General features: G+C 60.1%; 12 protein-coding genes. 5 read left to right on the top strand and 7 right to left on the bottom strand.

Annotated elements, in window-relative coordinates:
• Window positions 1-204: 204 nt before the first annotated feature.
• Together HFD87_RS03955 and HFD87_RS03950 are read left to right on the top strand one after the other, a co-directional pair.
• Window positions 205-1,017 (top strand): DeoR/GlpR family DNA-binding transcription regulator, encoded by an 813-nt coding sequence (locus HFD87_RS03955; protein ID WP_010245789.1) that lies wholly within the window; start codon window positions 205-207, stop codon window positions 1,015-1,017.
• A gap of 109 nt (window positions 1,018-1,126) precedes the next feature.
• Window positions 1,127-1,480, top strand: coding sequence for a DUF6404 family protein (locus HFD87_RS03950; protein WP_031292988.1), 354 nt, complete (start codon window positions 1,127-1,129; stop codon window positions 1,478-1,480).
• A gap of 452 nt (window positions 1,481-1,932) precedes the next feature.
• On the opposite strand, the gene cobA is transcribed toward HFD87_RS03950, so the two are convergent.
• The 7 genes from cobA to HFD87_RS03915 form a co-directional block, all read right to left on the bottom strand.
• Complete coding sequence (gene cobA, locus HFD87_RS03945) at window positions 1,933-2,772, bottom strand: uroporphyrinogen-III C-methyltransferase (RefSeq protein WP_010670001.1); 840 nt, start codon at window positions 2,770-2,772, stop codon at window positions 1,933-1,935.
• Entirely contained in the window at window positions 2,772-5,390 is a 2,619-nt protein-coding gene (locus tag HFD87_RS03940) for a nitrate reductase (RefSeq protein WP_167422975.1), read from the bottom strand. Before HFD87_RS03940 ends, cobA begins: the two co-directional genes overlap by 1 nt.
• Window positions 5,387-9,451 carry a nitrite reductase large subunit NirB gene (gene nirB / locus HFD87_RS03935; RefSeq protein WP_167422974.1) on the bottom strand — a complete coding sequence of 1,355 codons (4,065 nt, stop codon included), beginning with the start codon at window positions 9,449-9,451 and terminating at the stop codon, window positions 5,387-5,389. Before nirB ends, HFD87_RS03940 begins: the two co-directional genes overlap by 4 nt.
• 10 nt (window positions 9,452-9,461) lie before the next feature.
• Window positions 9,462-10,250 (bottom strand): ABC transporter ATP-binding protein, encoded by a 789-nt coding sequence (locus HFD87_RS03930; RefSeq protein ID WP_010245808.1) that lies wholly within the window; start codon window positions 10,248-10,250, stop codon window positions 9,462-9,464.
• A gap of 10 nt (window positions 10,251-10,260) precedes the next feature.
• Window positions 10,261-11,136, bottom strand: a complete 876-nt coding sequence (gene ntrB, locus HFD87_RS03925; protein WP_167422973.1) for a nitrate ABC transporter permease — start codon at window positions 11,134-11,136, stop codon at window positions 10,261-10,263.
• 11 nt (window positions 11,137-11,147) lie between these two features.
• On the bottom strand, window positions 11,148-12,398 hold the full coding sequence (locus HFD87_RS03920; RefSeq protein ID WP_010245814.1) for a CmpA/NrtA family ABC transporter substrate-binding protein: 1,251 nt from the start codon (window positions 12,396-12,398) through the stop codon (window positions 11,148-11,150).
• Window positions 12,399-12,660: 262 nt separating this feature from the next.
• Window positions 12,661-13,875 carry a nitrate regulatory protein gene (locus HFD87_RS03915; protein ID WP_167422972.1) on the bottom strand — a complete coding sequence of 405 codons (1,215 nt, stop codon included), beginning with the start codon at window positions 13,873-13,875 and terminating at the stop codon, window positions 12,661-12,663.
• Between the two features lie 488 nt (window positions 13,876-14,363).
• Between HFD87_RS03915 and HFD87_RS03910 the strand changes: the two genes are divergently transcribed.
• The 3 genes from HFD87_RS03910 (at window position 14,364) to tssM (ending at window position 18,272) form a co-directional block, all read left to right on the top strand.
• Entirely contained in the window at window positions 14,364-14,855 is a 492-nt protein-coding gene (locus HFD87_RS03910; protein WP_010245819.1) for a hypothetical protein, read from the top strand.
• Between the two features lie 85 nt (window positions 14,856-14,940).
• Window positions 14,941-16,158 (top strand): type IVB secretion system protein IcmH/DotU, encoded by a 1,218-nt coding sequence (icmH, locus tag HFD87_RS03905; protein ID WP_010669997.1) that lies wholly within the window; start codon window positions 14,941-14,943, stop codon window positions 16,156-16,158.
• Entirely contained in the window at window positions 16,158-18,272 is a 2,115-nt protein-coding gene (gene tssM / locus HFD87_RS03900; protein WP_167422971.1) for a type VI secretion system membrane subunit TssM, read from the top strand. Before icmH ends, tssM begins: the two co-directional genes overlap by 1 nt.
• The last annotated feature ends 8 nt before the right edge of the window (window positions 18,273-18,280 follow it).

The raw sequence follows: 18,280 nt of genomic DNA, 5'->3' as shown, positions 1-18,280 counted from the left end.
ATCTGGCTTCCAGTCCCGAAATAAAGGCAGCTGGTTGCAATCCGGAAAGCGTGAGAGATTCAATAACCTGCACATTTTATATTTTCGTTCGAAAACCAAAGGCAGATCAGGCTATCTCGCATTCATAAAAATGGCGCGTTAAACTCAGCCACAAAGACCTTGTTCGCCCGACTTCTCAGGTTATTGGAAAAGGGAGCATTTCGATTGAAAAGCAAAAGTGAGCAGTTCGCTGACATGCAGCAACGCCGCGAGAAAATTCTGGAGATGATCCGTGAGGATGGCACGGTCACGGTTAAAGCTTTGACGGAGACCTTTGGACTGACCGAAGCCACCTTACGCAGCGACCTTCGCATGCTGCAAAAACAGGGCTTTGTGCAGCGCTACCATGGTGGCGCGACGCTGATGACGGGCAAACAGAATACCGGGGCGATGCTGCTGGAGCGGCAGACACATCTGGAAGAGAAAGAGGCGATTGGCCGGCTGGCGGCGCAGCATATCGAAAATGGCGACACGGTGATTTTCGATTCCGGCACCACGACCACCGCGATCACCGATGCCATCAGCCACATCCGCCGCCTGTCGGTCGTGACAACCGCGGTGAATATCGCCCTGAAACTGGGCGGCGAGCCGGGGATCAACATCCTGCTGACCGGCGGTACCTTTAAATTTCCGACGCTCTCTACCTCCGGCGAAAAGGCGGCCAGCTTCTTCGAAAACGTGCTGGCCGGTAAACTCTTCCTGGCGACCGCCTGCATCTCACCGCGTCTGGGCCTGAGCTTCCCCAGTGAAACCGACATCAAGGTAAAGCTGGCGATGATCAAATCCGCCAGCACGGTTTACGTGGTCGCTGACTCCAGCAAAATCGACAAGGTTTCGATGTTCGCGCTGCCCTGTGACTGGAGCAATATCCACTACCTGATCACCGACAGCGGCATCAGCACTGCGCAGGTCAAAGCGTTTGAAGCGCTAGGCGTGAAAGTGCTGGTGGCCCCGCTGCCGCTGAAGCGGGCGATGTAATGCTTGTTGAAACAACATCGATTCAGCCACTCGCTGTCATCAGACAGCCACAGGATTAAGTTACGCTCCAGAGCGAATGCTAAGCAGGGATGTAACGGATGATAAAACGATGAAAAACGAGATTTTCGAGCGTAGGAAAGCGCGGGCTTTAGCCCTGATGGCAGCGAAGAAAATATGGCCGAGTAACTCTGCTCCGCCATTACATCGTTTGTTATGGAAAATGAATATCCATCTTCCACCCCCGAGTTTCACTCCTTTCTGGCTCAATCTTGTGGTGTTTGCCAGCATGTACACGCTTATGATGCCACTGCTGCTCTTATTGCCTTCTCTTCCGGGCGTGTCTGACGACAACTATTCGCTGATACCCAATCTGATCGCAGGTCTGTTCTTCGGTACGACAATGGCACTGTTTCACGCATATCGAAAAAAGGTTCACAACCTGCCTGTGTGGGAGGAGCTTTAAAGCCAGCTAAAGCTCCATCGTCTTTTATACAGTGCACCTGCACGACGCACCGTCTTACCAACCCTCACCTGCCTTCCCACACTGGACTGCTCTTTTCGTCCTGCTCGGGCACTTCCACTCTCATCAACCGCACTCAATCCAGATCTGATCCCAAAAAAAACCGCACCGCCGCCAGCCGGGCAGGAAGGGCCTGCCTGAAGAGCAAAGTGTGCGAGCCAGGGATGGCGAGCCCAGTCTGCAGGGATGCGTGATCCCTTTGCGATCAGGCAGGCCTTTCCTGCATGCCGCACCGTTCCGGCCTTACCACCAAGACATACGCCCACTCAATCCAGACCTGATCCCGCAAAACCCCGCACCAATGCCAACAGTGCAGGTAAGCCCTGCCTGAAGAGCAAAGTGTGCGAGCCAGGGATGGCGAGCTCAGTCCGCAGGGATGCGGGATCCCTTTGCGATCAGGCAGGTCTTTCCTGCACGACGCACCGGCTCACCGTCTCCCCACCCCGCACCTGCAAATCCGCCCGATAAAACCGCACCACTTCACCCACCATCAGCAACGACGGAGACACCGGCTTATCCCGCGCCACCGTCTCCGCTAATCCCCCCAGCGTGGTAATCAACACCCGCTGATCGGGCCGGGTCCCATTCTCAATAATCGCCACCGGCGTCTCCGCATCACGTCCCTGCGCCTGCAACTGCGCACTGATCGACGCACTCCAGCTCAACCCCATATAAAACACCAGCGTCTGATTCACCGCCGTCAGCGCAGCCGCCTCCAGCTGCGGCTCGCCGTTCCGCCCATGCCCGGTAATCAACCGCAAAGACTGCGCGCAATCCCGATGCGTCAACGGAATTCCGCTGGCTGCCGCACAGCCCACAGCCGCCGTAATCCCTGGCACGACCTCACAGCGAATCCCGGCCTGCTGCACGCTCACCATCTCCTCGCCTCCGCGACCAAAAACAAACGGATCGCCCCCCTTCAGCCGGATTACATTGCGTCCACTGCGCGCCAGTTCCACCAGCAACTGATTAATCTGCGCCTGCTTCAGACCATGCTGCCCCGGCTGCTTACCCACATCAATACACAACGCCTGCTCCGGCACCTCCGCCATCACCGCGTCACTCACCAGCCGGTCATATACCACCACCTCAGCACGCTGCAGCAACCGCAACGCCTTAACGGTCAGCAGTTCCACATCGCCAGGGCCCGCACCCACCAGCCACACCGCGCCCTGTTGCGACACGGCATCCACCGGGGCCAGTAACTTATCCAGAGAATCAATTGCTCGTGTCATCATTCCTCCGACATCACTTCGGACAGCAACAACTGCTTCAGCTCCGGAATACAGGAGCCGCACTGCGTGCCGCACTTTAGCTTTTCGCCCAACGCCTGAGTTGTACGACACCCCTGCGCCACCGCCTGTAAAATCGTCTGCTCACCCACCGCCATACAACTGCAAATAATCCGTCCCGTGGCCGCGCCCTGCGCGGGCTGTCCTGCCAGTACACTGTGCCGCCCTGCCGCATCCTGCGGCGCATGACTAAAGGCCTCGGCGACCCACGCACTATCAATCGACGGCAACACGGAGCCGGCATAAAACGCCAGCTGCAACTCGCCGTCACGCCATGCCAGCAACCGGTAATCATTGCCGCTGCCGGTCGCAACCTGCCTGTGACAGCCTGAAAGAACAACCTGCCCGTCCAGCCAGACCTGCGGCGAGCCCTCGCCCGCCACCGCATAACGCTGCACCGCCGGATAGGGGGTACGCGCCCAGTAACGCAACCCTGTGGGCTGCGCTATCTCGCGCTGCCATAGCCAGCCCTGCCAGCTCACCCTCAACGGCAGAATCCGCACCGACGTCTGCTTCAGCGCGGGCTGCCCCGAAAACGGACAGGCGCGGGCGGCCACCAGTAAATCGACGTGACTCTGCTGACTGAACTGCCGGTTCCAGTGCATCGGCACAAACAGCTCGCCGCGCCGCATCCCGGCATCGACACGCACCCGCACGCTAATCCAGCCCTGAACAGACTGCACCCGCGCCAGTCCGCCCGCCGTCACGCCATACGTTGCCGCATCCGCCGGATGCAGCGCGACAAACGGTTCATCGCAATGCTGCATCAGACGCGGCACCAGCCCGGTACGCGTCATGGTGTGCCACTGATCGCGCACCCGTCCGGTATTCATCAACAACGGATACGCCGGTTCGCGCGGGGCGACAACCGGCGTGGCCGGCACCCGCAACCGGGCCTTACCATCCGGATGAAAAAACCGACGATTGCCAAACAGCCGGGCGCAGCCCTGCGGACAGGCCGCGTTAACCGGCCACTGCACCGGACGCAGCGCATCCCAGTCAGCATTACTCAATTGCGCCAGGCCGCTGATATCAAACGCCCTGGCGCCCCGGTTCTCGAAACCTGACAACGCCGCATGCTCACGGAAAATCTCTGCCGGATGCTGCCAGTTAAAGCCTTCATCAAACCCTAAACGCCTGGCCACCTGCGACAGCAACCACCAGTCAGGCCGGGCGTCACCGGGTGCGGCGGCAAAAGCGCGCTGACGTGAAATACGCCGCTCGGAATTGGTCACCGTGCCGTTCTTCTCGCCCCACCCCTGGGCGGGCAGCAGAATATTGGCAAAGGCGCTGGTATCGGTCTGCGCCATCACATCTGATACAATCACCAGCGGACAGGCCGCCAGCGCCTGCGCGACGCGGTTGCCCTCAGGCATCGACACCGCCGGATTGGTGCCCATAATCCACACTGCTTTCACCGTGCCATCCGCCAGTGCCCGGAAAAGATCCAGTGCAGTCAGTCCCGGTTCCCGGGCAATGGCCGGACTGCGCCAGAAACGCTGCACCCGTTCGCAATCCGCTTCAGTAAAATTCATATGCGCCGCCAGCTGATTCGCCAGGCCACCCACCTCCCGTCCGCCCATGGCATTTGGCTGTCCGGTCAGCGAAAAAGGACCACAGCCCGCGCGGCCTATTTTGCCCGTCAGCAGATGCAGATTAAGAATCGCCTGGTTATTGTCGCTGCCGGTGGCGGACTGATTAATCCCCATGCACCATAGCGTCAGCACCCGATCGTGCTGGCTGAAAAGCTGGAAAAAGTGCGCGACCTGCTGCACGGTTAAGTCACATGCCTCTGCCACTCGCGCCACACCCCACTGCGCTGCGGCGGTCAGCGTCTCGTCCACACCATTCAGGTGCGGCAACATGCTGGCATCAATGCCATCCTGCTGCACCAGCCAGTGCAGCAGACCGGAAAACAACGCCGTATCGCTGCCGGGCCGCAACGGCAGGTGGAGATCGGCCTGATCGCAACTCGCCGTACGCCGCGGATCGATAACGACAATACACATCGCCGGACGTTGCAGCTTCGCCTGCATCAGCCGCTGCCACACCACCGGATGCGCCCAGGCAGCATTAGACCCCACCAGCAGCACCAGGTCGGCCTGCTCCAGATCCTCATAGCAGCAGGGCACCGCATCGGCCCCCAGCGCCCGCTTATAACCGACCACCGCCGACGCCATGCAGAGCCGCGAATTCGTATCGATGTTGGCTGCACCGATGTAGCCCTTCATCAGCTTATTGGCGACGTAGTAATCCTCGGTCAACAGCTGGCCGGAGCCGTAAAACGCCACCGCCTGCGGGCCATACTGATCGATAACCGCCCGCAATCCCGCCGCCGCCGCATCCAGCGCAGCGTCCAGGCTGACGCGCTGCCCGTTAACCTCGGCGTTCAGCAAACGCCCTTGCGGCGTCAGGGTCTGGCCCAGCGCTGCGCCTTTTACGCACAACCGACCTGCATTCGCGGGATGGTGCGGATCGCCGATCACGCTTGCCTGATGCGCCCCCTGCGGGGTGACGCAGACGCCACAGCCGACGCCGCAATAGGGACAGGTACTGTTCATGATGCCTGCGCCAGCTGATCCAGCGGACGATTTGCCAGCCAGATCTGACCCGCTTCCAACTTCACCGGCCAGCAGCGCAGCTGATGCTGCGGGTTATCCAGGCTCTGTCCGTCACGCAACCGTATCCGCTGCTTATAGAGCGGGGAGATCACCACCGGCTCGCCGCCCACATCGCCAAGGATCCCACGTGAGAGCACGCTGGCGTCGCTGCCGGGTTCGCGGTCTTCCAGCGCAAAAAGCGCATCGCCAAAGCGGAACAGCGCAACACGTTCGCTACCCAGTCGCGCCCCGATCCCCGCCTGCTGAGGAATCGCCTCCAGTGTACACACCGCGCTCCACGGCTCGGCTGGCGGCGGTAACAGCGGACGATCGGTAACGGCCTCCGGCTGACGCTGACCGCGCACCCGGCTGTAGTGCAGCGTCTCATCCGGGCGATCGCTGTTGACCGTAGGGGTAAACAGCGCAAGTCGTGAAGGATCCGCCAGCGTGGTCTGCCACTCGCACTGATACGCGTCCACCACCCGCTGCATCTCCTGCTCCAGCGTCTCGCCCAGACCGAGGCTATCCTCAATCACCACCTGACGCAGATAGTCCAGGCCGCCTTCCAGATTGTCCATCCAGACGCTGGTGCGCTGCAGCCTGTCTGCGGTGCGGATATAGAACATCAGCAGGCGGTCGACATAACGCAGCAGCGTGGCATCATCGAGATCGCTGGCGAACAGGTCGGCGTGGCGCGGCTTCATGCCGCCATTGCCACACACATAGAGATTCCAGCCCTTTTCCGTGGCGATCACCCCGATATCTTTGCTCTGCGCTTCCGCACATTCGCGGGTACAGCCCGATACCGCCATCTTGATCTTGTGTGGGGCGCGCAGCCCCTTGTAGCGGTTCTCCAGCGCAATGGCGAAAGCGGTTGAATCCTGCACGCCGTAGCGGCACCAGGTCGACCCCACACAGGACTTCACAGTGCGCAGCGACTTGCCGTAGGCGTGACCGGTTTCAAAACCCGCCGCCAGTAGCGTCTGCCAGATATCAGGCAGTTGATCGAGCCGCGCGCCAAACAGGTCGATACGCTGACCGCCGGTGATTTTGGTGTAAAGATCGTAACGCGCCGCCACCTCGCCAATCGAGATCAACCCCTGCGGCGTGATTTCGCCCGCCGGGACGCGCGGCACCACCGAATAGGTGCCATCTTTCTGGATATTGGCGAAATAGCGGTCGTTGGTGTCCTGCAACGGCAGATGCGCCGGTTTTAGCAGATAGTCGTTCCAGCATGAGGCGAGCAGTGACGCCACCAGCGGTTTGCACACTTCACAACCCTGCCCCCGACCATGTGACGTCAGCAGCGCATCAAAGGTTCTGAACTCACCGGCCCGCACCAGGTGATAAAGTTCCTGGCGCGAATAGCTGAAATGTTCACAGATATCTTTTTTTACCTCGACACCGAGGTTTTCCAGCTCAAACTCCATCACCTGTTTTACCAGTGCCGCACAGCCGCCGCAGCCCGTAGCCGCTTTGGTGCAGCTTTTGATGCTGCTCATCTCACCGCATCCGCCTTTCACCGCCGCGCAGATTTCGCCCTTGCTGACGTTGTGACAGGAGCAGACCTGGGCGCTGTCAGGCAACGCCGCGACGCCTGGCGCTTTCGGCGCCCCCGACAGCGCAGGCAGGATAAGGCTTTCTGGCGCGGCAGGCAGCGGTAACTCATTGAGCATCATCTGCAGCAGCGTGGCGTAGTCGCTGCTGTCACCGACCAGCACGCCGCCCAGCAGCCGGGTGCTGTCGGCAGAAACCACGATTTTCTTGTAGATGCCTTTTGGCCCGTCGGTCCAGTGATAGTGCTGACTGCCCGGCGTGCGGCCATGCGCGTCACCAAACGACGCCACCTCCACCCCCAGCAGTTTCAGTCTGGTACTCATGTCCGCGCCGCTGAAGGCGGTGGATTCAGCCGCCAGATGCCCGGCCAGCACGCGTGCCATCTGATAGCCTGGCGCGACCAGACCAAAGATCTGACCGTTCCACAGTGCGCATTCACCAATGGCAAACACCTCTTCATCGCTGGTCTGGCAGCGATCGTTGATCTCAATGCCGCCGCGCGGTCCCAGCGTCAGGCCCGCTTCACGTGCCAGCTCATCGCGCGGCCGGATACCGGCGGAGAACAGCACCAGATCGCCGGGTAAACTGCTGCCGTCAGCAAAGCGCAGCACCACGCTACCGTTGGTCTGACGCTCAATCAGTTCGGTCTGTTTTGAGGTGTGAACCGTGACGCCCAGCGCATCGATCTTCTGGCGCAGCATCAGCGCACCGCCCTCATCGAGCTGCACTGCCATCAGGCGTGGCGCAAACTCCACCACATGCGTTTCCAGCCCGAGCTGCCGCAGCGCATTTGCCGCCTCCAGACCCAGCAGGCCGCCGCCAATCACAATGCCGCGCTGGCTGTGGCGGGCGCAGGCGGCAATGGCATCAAGGTCGTCCAGCGTGCGGTAGACAAAGCAGCGTTCGTCGTCGTGGCCCGGTACCGGCGGTACAAAAGCACGCGAGCCGGTGGCCAGCACCAGCTTATCCCACGCCAGCTCATTGCCCCCGCTGTCACGCAGACTGCGCTGCTGACGATTGATCGCCACGACTGCGCAGCCGCTGCGCAGTTCGATGCCGTGCAGGGTAAAAAAGTCCGCGCTGACCAGCGACAGATCGTCGGCCGTTTTGCCGTTGAAATAGTCCGACAGATGCACCCGATCGTAAGCCTGCTGACGCTCCTCGCCGTAAACCACGATGTGGTAGTGCTGATGCAGTTCGCGGGCAACCAGCTGTTCAAGAAAGTGGTGACTGACCATGCCGTGACCCACCACGGCTAATACCGGTTTACTCATCTCAGGACTCTCTGCAGCCTGCGGCTGCGGTTCAGGTTGACGGGAATCGAACAGGGCTTCGAGCGTGACAGCTTCGGTGTGCAGCAGAAGCGCCAGCAGCGCGGGACCCTGCCGGGTGTCGCCAGAGAGCAATACGCCACAGAGGCGGCCCTGACGAAGAAACAGACGGCGGTAGTCGCCGGAGATCGGATCAAAACTGCTGATGGAGGGTGCCTCACTGACATCCCCGGCGCTGAACAGCGAAATGCCACTGACTTTGAGCCGCGTCGCCTGCGGCTGGCTGACAAAGTCCGCCAGTGGCGACCCCGCCAGCTGTGCGGCCAGAATCTGCGCCTGCGTCAGGCAGGGTGCGACCAGGCCAAAGCTTTCGCCGGCAATTTCGCAGCACTCGCCTACGGCGTACACCGACGGGACCGCTGTGCGTAACTGCCCATCGACCAGAATGCCGCGCTGACACGGCAGACCCGCCGCCTGCGCCAGCGTTATCTCTGGCTGAACGCCGATGGCAATCACCACCTGCGTGGCGGCGCAGTGACGCCCGCTGGTCAGCGTCACACCCGCCTCGTCAATCGCCGTGAGTCCGCTGTTCAGCACGCAGCGGATACCGCGCTGCTGGAGTGCCGTCAGCAACAGCTCGCCCGCCTTTGCATCCAGCTGGCGATCCAGCAGCCAGGGTTTGTGATGAACCAGCGTAACCTCACGCCCACGGACACAGAGTGCCGCCGCCGCTTCAATGCCGAGAAAACCACCGCCCAACACCACCACCGGTCCCTGGCACGCCAGGAGTTGCCGGACGTCGGCGATACTGCGAAAACCCAGTACGCAATCCGCGTTGATGCCGGGAATGGCGGGCAAACGGGGCTGTGAACCGGTGGCAAACACCAGCCGATCCCAGCCCAGCTGGCGATAATCGGTCTGCACTGTACGTGCCGCCAGATCGACCTGCAGCACGGTTTCGCCGGATAGCAGCGTGACGCCGTGCCGCTCATACCAGTCGCGATCGTGGATCAGCGTTTCACTGAACGGCGTTTCACCCGCCAGCACCGGCGAGAGCAGCACACGGTTGTAATTGCCGTGCGGCTCGCGGCCAATGACCGTGATGGCGAAGCGCTGCGGTGCACGTTGCAGCAGGCTCTCCACCATCTGCATTCCCGCCATGCCATTACCTATCACCAGCAACCGTTGCTTCATGGTCTGTTCCTTACGCCGCAGTGGTCTGTTTTTCATAGAGGAAATGCAGCACTTTCTGTCGCAACTGGTGGTAGCGCGGCTCATCCGCCAGCGCCACCCGTGAACGCGGACGTGGCAGATCGACAGTGAGGATCTCGCCAACCTGCGCCGCCGGGCCGTTAGTCATCATCAGCACCCGGTCTGACAGCAGCACGGCTTCATCCACGTCATGGGTAATCAGCACGATGGTGGTGTTCAGCTCCTGCTGAATGCGCATCACGCTGTCCTGCAGATGAGCGCGGGTTAAGGCGTCCAGCGCGCCAAACGGCTCATCCAGCAGCAGCACGCGTGGCTTCATCGCCAGCGCCCGCGCAATACCGACGCGTTGCTTCATACCGCCGGATATTTCGCCGGGCCGCTTGTGCATGGCATGGCTCATCTGCACCCGGTTAAGGTTGTGCTCGATCCAGTCACGCATCTCCGCTTTGCTGAAGCGCCCTTTAAACACCTGTTGCACCGCCAGCTCGACATTCTGAAATGCCGTCAGCCACGGCAGCAGCGAATGGTTCTGAAACACCACCGCGCGCTCCGGGCCGGGGCCGGTGATTTCGCGGTTATCACACAGCAGCACGCCGCTGCTGGGCCGGGTTAAACCGGCAATCAGGTTCAGCAGCGTCGATTTGCCGCAGCCGGAGTGGCCGATCAGGCTCAGGGTTTCCCCTTCGTGAATATCAAAACTGACATTGTCCAGCGCCAGAAACTCGCCGCTGGCGGTGGCAAAACGCTGGCTGACCTGCTGGACGCGAATGATCTGTTGCATCGTGCTCTCCTTATTTATCCCAGCTAAAACGACGGACCAGCAGCATCAGCCCCTGTTCCAGCAGCAGCCCGATTACGCCGATGACCAGAATGGCGACCAGAATGTTTTCCACGTTGAGGTTGTTCCACTCATTCCAGATCCAGAAGCCGATGCCCAGTCCGCCGGTCAGCATTTCGGCGGCGACGATCACCAGCCAGGCGATGCCGATAGAGAGACGGACCCCGGTCAGCACCGCGGGCAGCACGGCGGGCAGCAGGATCCGGCGCATCACCGTCCACTCAGAGAGCTGTAACACCCGCGCCACGTTGAGGTAATCCTGCGGGATACGCTGTACCCCTTCGGCGGTGTTGATGATCATTGGCCAGATCGAACAGATAAAAATGGTCCAGCTGGCGGCAGGCTCGGCGCGCTGAAACAGCAGCAGGCCAATCGGCAGCCAGGCCAGCGGACTCACCGGCCGCAGCAGGGCGATGACGGGATTGAACATCTGCGCCATAAAGCTAAAGCGACCGATTAAAAAGCCCGCCGGAATGCCGACCAGCGCGGCCAGGCCGAATCCAATGCCGACGCGTTGCAGCGACGCCAGCACGTTCCAGCCGATGCCCTGATCGTTGGGGCCGTTGCTGTAGAACGGGTCAGCGAACAGGACCTGAGCGGCCTGCCAGGTGGCGTAAGGCGAAGGGAAACCCGGTTGCGACAGCGCCGCGATCTGCCACACCAGCAGCATTAATAACAGGCCACCGGTGGCGGGAATGGCGCGCTGCAACAGCGGACGCAGACGCGCCGGACGGGCTGCGGCTTTCGGGGTGACCTGTAACGGAATAACGGTGGCACTGTTGTGACTCTGCACCGGCTGCGCCAGGGGGGCGCGCGCGTCAGTTTTCATAGCAACCTCTCTTAACGTTTGATAGCGAAACTGGCGGCATAGGCGGCAGGATCGCTGCCATCCCAGACCTTGCCGTCGATGAAGGTACTGCTGCGCATTTCACTGGCGGGCAGTGCAACCTGTCCGACTGCGCTGGCGGCCTGTTTGTAGATGTCGATGCGGTTGATCTGGCGCGCCACCGCGAGGTAGTCGGGATCGCTGGCAAGCAGGCCCCAGCGTTTCATCTGGGTCAGGAACCACATGCCGTCTGAGAGCCAGGGAAAACTGACGTTGCCGTTGTCAAAGAAGCGCATCGGGTGAGCGTCCTGCCACGACTGCCCCAGGCCGTTCTGATACTGACCGAGCATCCGACCCTGTAACGTCTCCACTTTGGTATTGATCCAGGCGCGGCCGGCTAACACCTGCGCGGTTTCGCGGCGGTTGTCGTCCGAGGCATCAATCCAGCGCGCGGCCTCCAGCACAGCGGCGGTGAGTGCACGGGCCGTGTTGGGGTTCTCTTTCACCCACTCTGCGCGGGTGCCGAGCACTTTTTCCGGATGCTCCGGCCAGATCTGCTGGCTGGTGGCGGCGGTAAAACCGATGTTGTCGCTGATGGCGCGCTGGTTCCACGGCTCACCAACGCAGAAGCCGCTCATGTTGCCAATTTTCATGTTCATCACCATCTGCGGCGGCGGCACGACCACGGTGCGCACGTCATCAAACGGGTGGATGCCCGCATTGGCGAGCCAGTAATAGAGCCACATGGCATGGGTGCTGGTCGGAAAGGTATGGGCGAAGGTAAAGCTGCCTTTGGCGCTGCCATCAATGGCCTTTTTCAGGCTGGCCGCATCGGTGACCCCACTGGCTTTCAGCTGGTTCGACAGGGTGATCGCCTGGCCGTTATGGTTGAGCGTCATCAGGTTCGCCATGTCGTGCTGCGGACCCGCTACGCCCAGTTGCAGGGCGTAGATCATGCCGTAGAGCACATGCGCCGCATCCAGCTCACCGGAGGTCAGTTTGTCGCGCACCGCCGCCCAGCTCGCCTCTTTGCTGACCTGCAATGTGAGACCATACTTTTTGTCGAAGCCTTTCACAGAGGCCATCACCACCGGCGCGCAGTCAGTGAGCGGGATAAAGCCGACCCGCACCTGCGCTTTTTCTGGCGCATCTGATCCCGCTGCCCAGACCGCATTTCGTAATCCCGGAACGATCCAGGCCGCACCCAGCGCGGCGCCGGAGATCAGCGCCTGACGTCGTGTCAGTGAAAATGGCGTTTTGCTCATCTTGTTGCCCCTGAACAGAAATAAAAAAAGGCGTCCTCCGACAAGCCGAAGCCTGCGGATGGACGCCTTTATCCAAAGCACTGACCCCACCGCCATTGGCGGGAGCAATGCGTACTCTCTATAGGGATTAAGCAAAGGATGTGCCAGATCGCCGAAACAGCCTTAATGCCGATCTGCGGTGACGCACTGTTGAAAAATTAACCGTTTTTGCACGTTTCTGACGCAGATCACGCACAAAGGTTGTGCAGCTACCTCATCCGGGTTAGTTGCTCAGGGTCTTCGCTACCGCCAGTACCGCCTGCGCGATCTCCAGTACCCGCTTATTCTGATTCATCGCACTTTTGCGTAATGCCTGCCAGGCGGCCTCTTCTGTGAAACCCTGCTGCTGCATCAGCCAGTGTTTGGCCTGATCGATCACCCGCCGCTCGTCCAGTGAGGCGCGCATCGCCGCCAGTTCATCCGCCTGCTGCTGCAAACGCTGCGACTGTTCGCCAATCAGCGATAGCACCGAGCGCCCCAGCTGCGGGGCCAGACCGTCGCTGTCGAGCGCCGCCGCGCCAGGCAGCCAGTCCGCCCCGGAGACGTAAAGCGAAAAATTGCTGTCGCCCTGCACCACTGTTCCTGCCGCCTGCTGTTGTGCCTGATCAATGGCAGCCCGGCAGCGCTGCATCAATGTCGCCGTCAGGGCATCCTCCAGCATTTTCATCTGATCCAGCCGCTCAGAGAGCAGGGAAAACCAGTGCAGCGCGCCGGTCTCATCACAACGGCCGCCGGTGCAGGCGATGCGACGAAGGCGTTCGATGTCGCGGCTGGCCTGAGCCAGCGGCTGCCAGGATTCACACGCGGCGCTGTCAGCAAACTCCCGGAAGGTGATAAAGCTCTGCTCCTGTGCCGCAATCAGGGCGACCATCTGGCTGCGCTGGTCGGGGGTGAACTGACGCGCCGCAAAGCCGGCTGAGCCGATGGCCCGCTCCTGCCCGGCCAGTTCTTTGCCCTGCATAAAACTGAACAGGGCGATCAGTGCACGGGAGATGCCGGGATAGCTGGCGGTGTCGGCCGCCTCAAACACCAGATTGAGTAAAGTACGGATAACCTGGTTAAAGGCGGCCATCGCCGCGGCCTGATCAAGCTCACGCTGGCTGATTTGCTGGCGCAGCGCAGGCAGTCCGGCCAGCGCCTGCAGGGCAGCGGCAATCAGGTTGCAGAAGCGGCTGTAGCCGGGCTGCGCTATGGCGGCCGGCAGCGCCTGATAAAAATGCTCCAGGCCGGCGCTGACCTCCTGCTGGCGGGCATGACGTTCGGCGCTGAACAGCGCTCCGTCAGAGCAGATCCAGAGCTTGTTTGCGCCACGTTCCCGCTGCAACCGATGGACCAGTTCACTGACGGCAGCCATCAGCTCGCCGGTTTCCAGAAGACGTTGCAGGCTGGCGATATCGCTCGCGCGTGATGCCTGCAGCCAGGTCAGGGCGTCCCTCATTGCTCACCTCAGTGCGGTTAAAACCTTTCAGAAGCAAAAGGCGTGCCGCTTTCCTGAAAAAAGAGGGTCTGAGCAGGGGCGTAAAATCTGATTTTGATAAGTTTCTTAACGCAAACTGATAAATTTTTTCGGCAACAAGTTATTAGTAAATCTTAATAGTTTCCAATCGGATTCATTGCATGTCAGAATGCGCGGCACTGTTCTCAACCAGTTTGTCTCTGCGATAATTCAGTTCGATTTAACTATCACATTGCCTGGTGCTTTTCTTACATCGCAGCCTGCCTGAAAAGCGCCTGCTATCACGCATCAGCCGCGGGTGCAATGGTTTGAATTCTCAAAAGTCTTAGGTAAACTGAATGCGTTACTATCCCGATGTAATCTGACCCTTTTTTTAAAAACAGAATTTCGGCACGATGCGGCGCGATAAAGATCGCCTCCTGGCATCGGGCCTGGCAATATGCAGATACTTTGATGAGATCACGAGGAACATGGTGAAAAAGAGTCTTGCGTTAACGCTGCTGGCGGTTCTTACCCTGGCAGGCTGTAAGGCCCCGCCGCCGCCCGTCACTGACGATACGCTGGTTACCAGCGAAATTAACGGCGTCAAACTGGTCCATCGACACGCTGTCGCGGCACCGACTGAATTTGAGCCGGTCAATCAGACCTGGCGGGCGCTTTATGGCGCATCCGTCATGACCTCGCCTGATTACGGCGGCAAAGTGGTTCGCTATCTCGAAACGGGTAAACCGTTCGAAGTATTAGGTAATGTGGAACACAGCTGGCTGGCGATTGCTGACCAGGCTGACGGCCCGCTGATCGGTTATGTGCCGTTAAAAGCGGGTGTAGAAAGCAGCCGTTACGATGCCACCGTGCAGAGCGATCGTCCCCGTCCCCGCAAAACGAAACAGGTCTGTGTGGCCGTCGGTGGCGCCAGCAAAGCCTGCCGGACTAACGATACCGCGACCTGGATCTTAGACTGAATATGAAATCCGGCGCATATTGCCCGCAGAACCGTCCCGGGCTGCGGGTACAGGGATTTGCCATTGGCTGGAAGATCACGAATTAATGACTGTGGAATCCCCTGCGCGTGAGGCGACCCCCTCAGGCAATGAGAATCTCTTACTTCAGGCTGCGGCGCCACTGCTGAACGCGGTGGTGCAAATTCGTCAGGCAGCCACCCACGATGACCCTGCGGGTCTGCGCCAGTCTCTGATCGATGAAATCCGCCAGTTTGAACAACGCTGTAAACAGGCAGGGCTGCCGTTTGAGATGATTATCGGCGCGCGTTACTGCATCTGCAGCGCGCTCGATGAAGCGGCTGCGCAAACTCCCTGGGGCACGCGCGGCGTCTGGTCTGGCAACGGCATGCTGGTGACCTTCCATAATGAAAGCTGGGGCGGCGAAAAATTCTTTCAACTGCTGTCGCGCATTTCACAAAGCCCGCAACAACACCTCTGGCTGCTGGAAGTGGTGCAATACTGCCTGCTGCTGGGCTATGAAGGCCGCTATCGCGGCAGTGAAAATGGTCGCGCCCAGTGCGATGGTATCCGTAAACGCCTGAAAACCCTGATTGACGAAACGCGTGCCCAGCGCCAGACAGCGCAACCGCCACTGGTTGAAGTGCATCCGCTGGTGAGCACCCTCGCCCGCCCGATGGTGCCGCTCTGGGCCTGTGCCATGCTGGTCGCGCTGATCGGCTGCCTGATCTACAGCGGCCTGAACTGGCGTCTCGGCAATGCCGCCGAACCGCTGCTGCGTACCATCTATCAGACGCCGCTGCCGCAGATTACCGCGGGCCGTCGTCCCTCTTCCCCGCAGGCGTTGCTCGATCTGCGTCAGCGCCTGAATGATGTGATTGCAGCCGGGCAGCTTGAGGTCAGCGATGGTGCCTTTGGCAGCAAAGTGATCATCCCCGCGGACAAACTGTTCGCCGAACAGGGCACGGTGATCAATCCGGTCGGGCGCGCCCTGCTGGCCCGCGTCTCAACCGCGATGAAAGATGTCAAAGGGACCATTCTGGTGTCGGTGTTTACCGATGATCATCCGGTGGATAACAGCCGCTTTGCCTCCAGCTATGAGTTCTCATTTGCCCGCGCCCGCGCCATCACCCAGTTGTTACAACTGCAACTGGCTGACGGTCATACGGTTCGCTCCGAAGGCCGCGGCGACAGCGACCCGCTGCTGCCCAACGACAGCAGCGAAAACCGGACCCGCAACCGCCGCGTTGAAATCACCCTGTTTGCCGCGCCTGAAACGCTCAGTAATCATCAAGGAGCACAATAATGCGCGCCTCCCTTCGCCTGCTGCTAACGCATCGCCTGCTGTGGAGCTTTATTGGCGTCACGGCGCTGAGCTGTCTGGTCTGGATGCTGGGGCCGTTCTGGTCATGGGGCGAATCGCGCCCACTGGAACCCGTGCTGCCTCGCCAGCTCACCGTGAGCGCCCTCTATTTTCTCTGGATCCTGTTCCAGCTGATCCCGTCGCTCTATCGTGCCTGGTTCAACAGCCGCTTACTGACCCAGCTTCAGCTGTCGGGCAACGACGACCCGGCGGAACGTCAGATGACCGAAGAGCGGCTCAACCAGCGCTTCAGCGAAGCTGCGATGCAGCTGAAACGCACCCAGTTTGGCCGTCGTCACAGCGGGAACCTGCTCTCACGCTTTAACGCTAATTATCTCTATCAGCTGCCCTGGTACCTGGTCATGGGTGCGCCCGGCGCCGGTAAAACCACCGCGCTGTTTAATGCCGGCCTCGATTTCCCTCTGACCGATACGCTGGGCAAAAATGCGGTCCGCGGCGTCGGGGGCACCCGCAACTGTGACTGGTGGTTTACTGACAGCGCGGTGCTGATTGATACCGCCGGTCGTTATGCGTTGCAGGAGAGCCAGCGCGTGCGAGATGCCGCGGAATGGCACAGCTTTATCAACCTGCTGAAACGCTATCGCACCCGCCAGCCGATTAACGGTGTGATCATGACCATCAGCGTCGCCGATCTGCTGAGTGATTCAGCCGAAGCGCGTTTCGCCCAGGCCAGCGCGCTGCGAGAGCGCATGGCAGAACTGCATCAGCAGACCGGTATTCACTTCCCGGTTTATGTGATGGTCACCAAAACCGATCTGCTGAAAGGCTTTATGAGCTACTTCGGCTCCATTGATAAGGCGCGGCGTGATGCTATCTGGGGCTTCACGTTTAACTGGGAGCTGGGCAAGCCGCACAAAGATGACTGGCATCGCCATTTTGGCCAGCAGTTTCAGCGGCTGGAACAGCAGCTCCAGCAACAACTGGCGGAGCAGATGACCCATGAGCGCGACCTGAACGAGCGCGCTGAGTGCTTCCTCTTCCCGCAGGAGTTCGCCTCGCTGCGTCCACTGCTGAACGAATATCTGGATATCGTTTTTTCTGACCATCAGGATGCGGTCGCCTGGAGCCCGCGCGGCCTCTTCTTCACCAGCGGAACGCAGGAAGGCCTGCCGTTTGATCGGGTGATGGGTGAACTGAGCCGCAAACTGCAATTGCGTCAGGCGGGCGATCACTCGATTGCGGCCTGGGACAGCGTTAATCGCAACAGTCCAATTCCCGGCAACAAAGGCCAGAGCTTTTTTATTCGTGACCTGCTCAGCGATCTGATATTCAAAGAGAGCGGCCTGGCCGGCAGTAATCGCCGCTGGGAGTACCGTAATCAGCTGTTCCACTGGATTGGCTACGGCGTGCTGGCAGGCGCCCTGCTGATCGCCTCCAGCCTGTGGGGCATCAGTTACTACCAGAATCAACAGTATCTGCAGCAGGTAGCCGCACGGGTACCGCTTATCCGTGAGCAAAGTCAGCAGGTGATTCATCAGCCTGCTGATAATATTTTTGATCTGCTACCCTTTCTGAATAACCTGGTGAAGTTGCCGCTCTCGGCGCGCTTTTCCCTCGATAATCCGCCGCTTACTATGCGGGCGGGCTTATACCGGGGTAATCAGATCAGCGATGCCGCCTGGGTGCTTTATCAAAATGCGCTTAAGTCTTTGTTGCTGCCGCGTGTGGCGCAGCAGATCACGAATATCCTGCGCAACGACCCGGGTGATGATAACGCCTACAGCCGCAATGCGCTGCGCGCCTATCAGATGCTCTATCAACCGCGTAATTATGATGGCGAGTTTTTACGGGCCTGGCTGCTGCAAAATTTACAGCGCTCCCTGCCCGATACGGTAAGCGCCCGCGACCTGCAGCAGCTTGACTGGCACCTGAGCCAGCTGCTGGATCAGCAGATTCAGTCGTCGCCTTATGCACGTGATAATGCACTGATGATGCGCAAGCTTGCAGAGAATCTGAAAATTGCGGATCAGTCGGGCAGCATGCTGGCGGTAGCGCCGCGGCACCCGGCCCCGCAATCAAACTCGCATAGCGAGTAATGGTGAGG

Source organism: Pantoea sp. EKM21T (assembly GCF_011800405.1).
Taxonomy (GTDB): Bacteria; Pseudomonadota; Gammaproteobacteria; order Enterobacterales; family Enterobacteriaceae; genus Pantoea; species Pantoea agglomerans.
This window is presented reverse-complemented; position numbering and strand designations above follow the sequence as displayed.

What these genes read in the sequence shown, in the direction of transcription:
- ntrB (WP_167422973.1), bottom strand. Translation starts at nt 11,136, where the DNA reads ATGAAAACTGACGCGCGCGCCCCCCTGGCGCAGCCGGTGCAGAGTCAC.
- HFD87_RS03920 (WP_010245814.1), bottom strand. Translation starts at nt 12,398, where the DNA reads ATGAGCAAAACGCCATTTTCACTGACACGACGTCAGGCGCTGATCTCC.
- HFD87_RS03910 (WP_010245819.1), top strand. Translation starts at nt 14,364, where the DNA reads ATGGTGAAAAAGAGTCTTGCGTTAACGCTGCTGGCGGTTCTTACCCTG.
- HFD87_RS03915 (WP_167422972.1), bottom strand. Translation starts at nt 13,875, where the DNA reads ATGAGGGACGCCCTGACCTGGCTGCAGGCATCACGCGCGAGCGATATC.
- icmH (WP_010669997.1), top strand. Translation starts at nt 14,941, where the DNA reads ATGACTGTGGAATCCCCTGCGCGTGAGGCGACCCCCTCAGGCAATGAG.
- tssM (WP_167422971.1), top strand. Translation starts at nt 16,158, where the DNA reads ATGCGCGCCTCCCTTCGCCTGCTGCTAACGCATCGCCTGCTGTGGAGC.
- HFD87_RS03930 (WP_010245808.1), bottom strand. Translation starts at nt 10,250, where the DNA reads ATGCAACAGATCATTCGCGTCCAGCAGGTCAGCCAGCGTTTTGCCACC.
- nirB (WP_167422974.1), bottom strand. Translation starts at nt 9,451, where the DNA reads ATGAAGCAACGGTTGCTGGTGATAGGTAATGGCATGGCGGGAATGCAG.
- cobA (WP_010670001.1), bottom strand. Translation starts at nt 2,772, where the DNA reads ATGACACGAGCAATTGATTCTCTGGATAAGTTACTGGCCCCGGTGGAT.
- HFD87_RS03940 (WP_167422975.1), bottom strand. Translation starts at nt 5,390, where the DNA reads ATGAACAGTACCTGTCCCTATTGCGGCGTCGGCTGTGGCGTCTGCGTC.
- HFD87_RS03950 (WP_031292988.1), top strand. Translation starts at nt 1,127, where the DNA reads ATGAAAAACGAGATTTTCGAGCGTAGGAAAGCGCGGGCTTTAGCCCTG.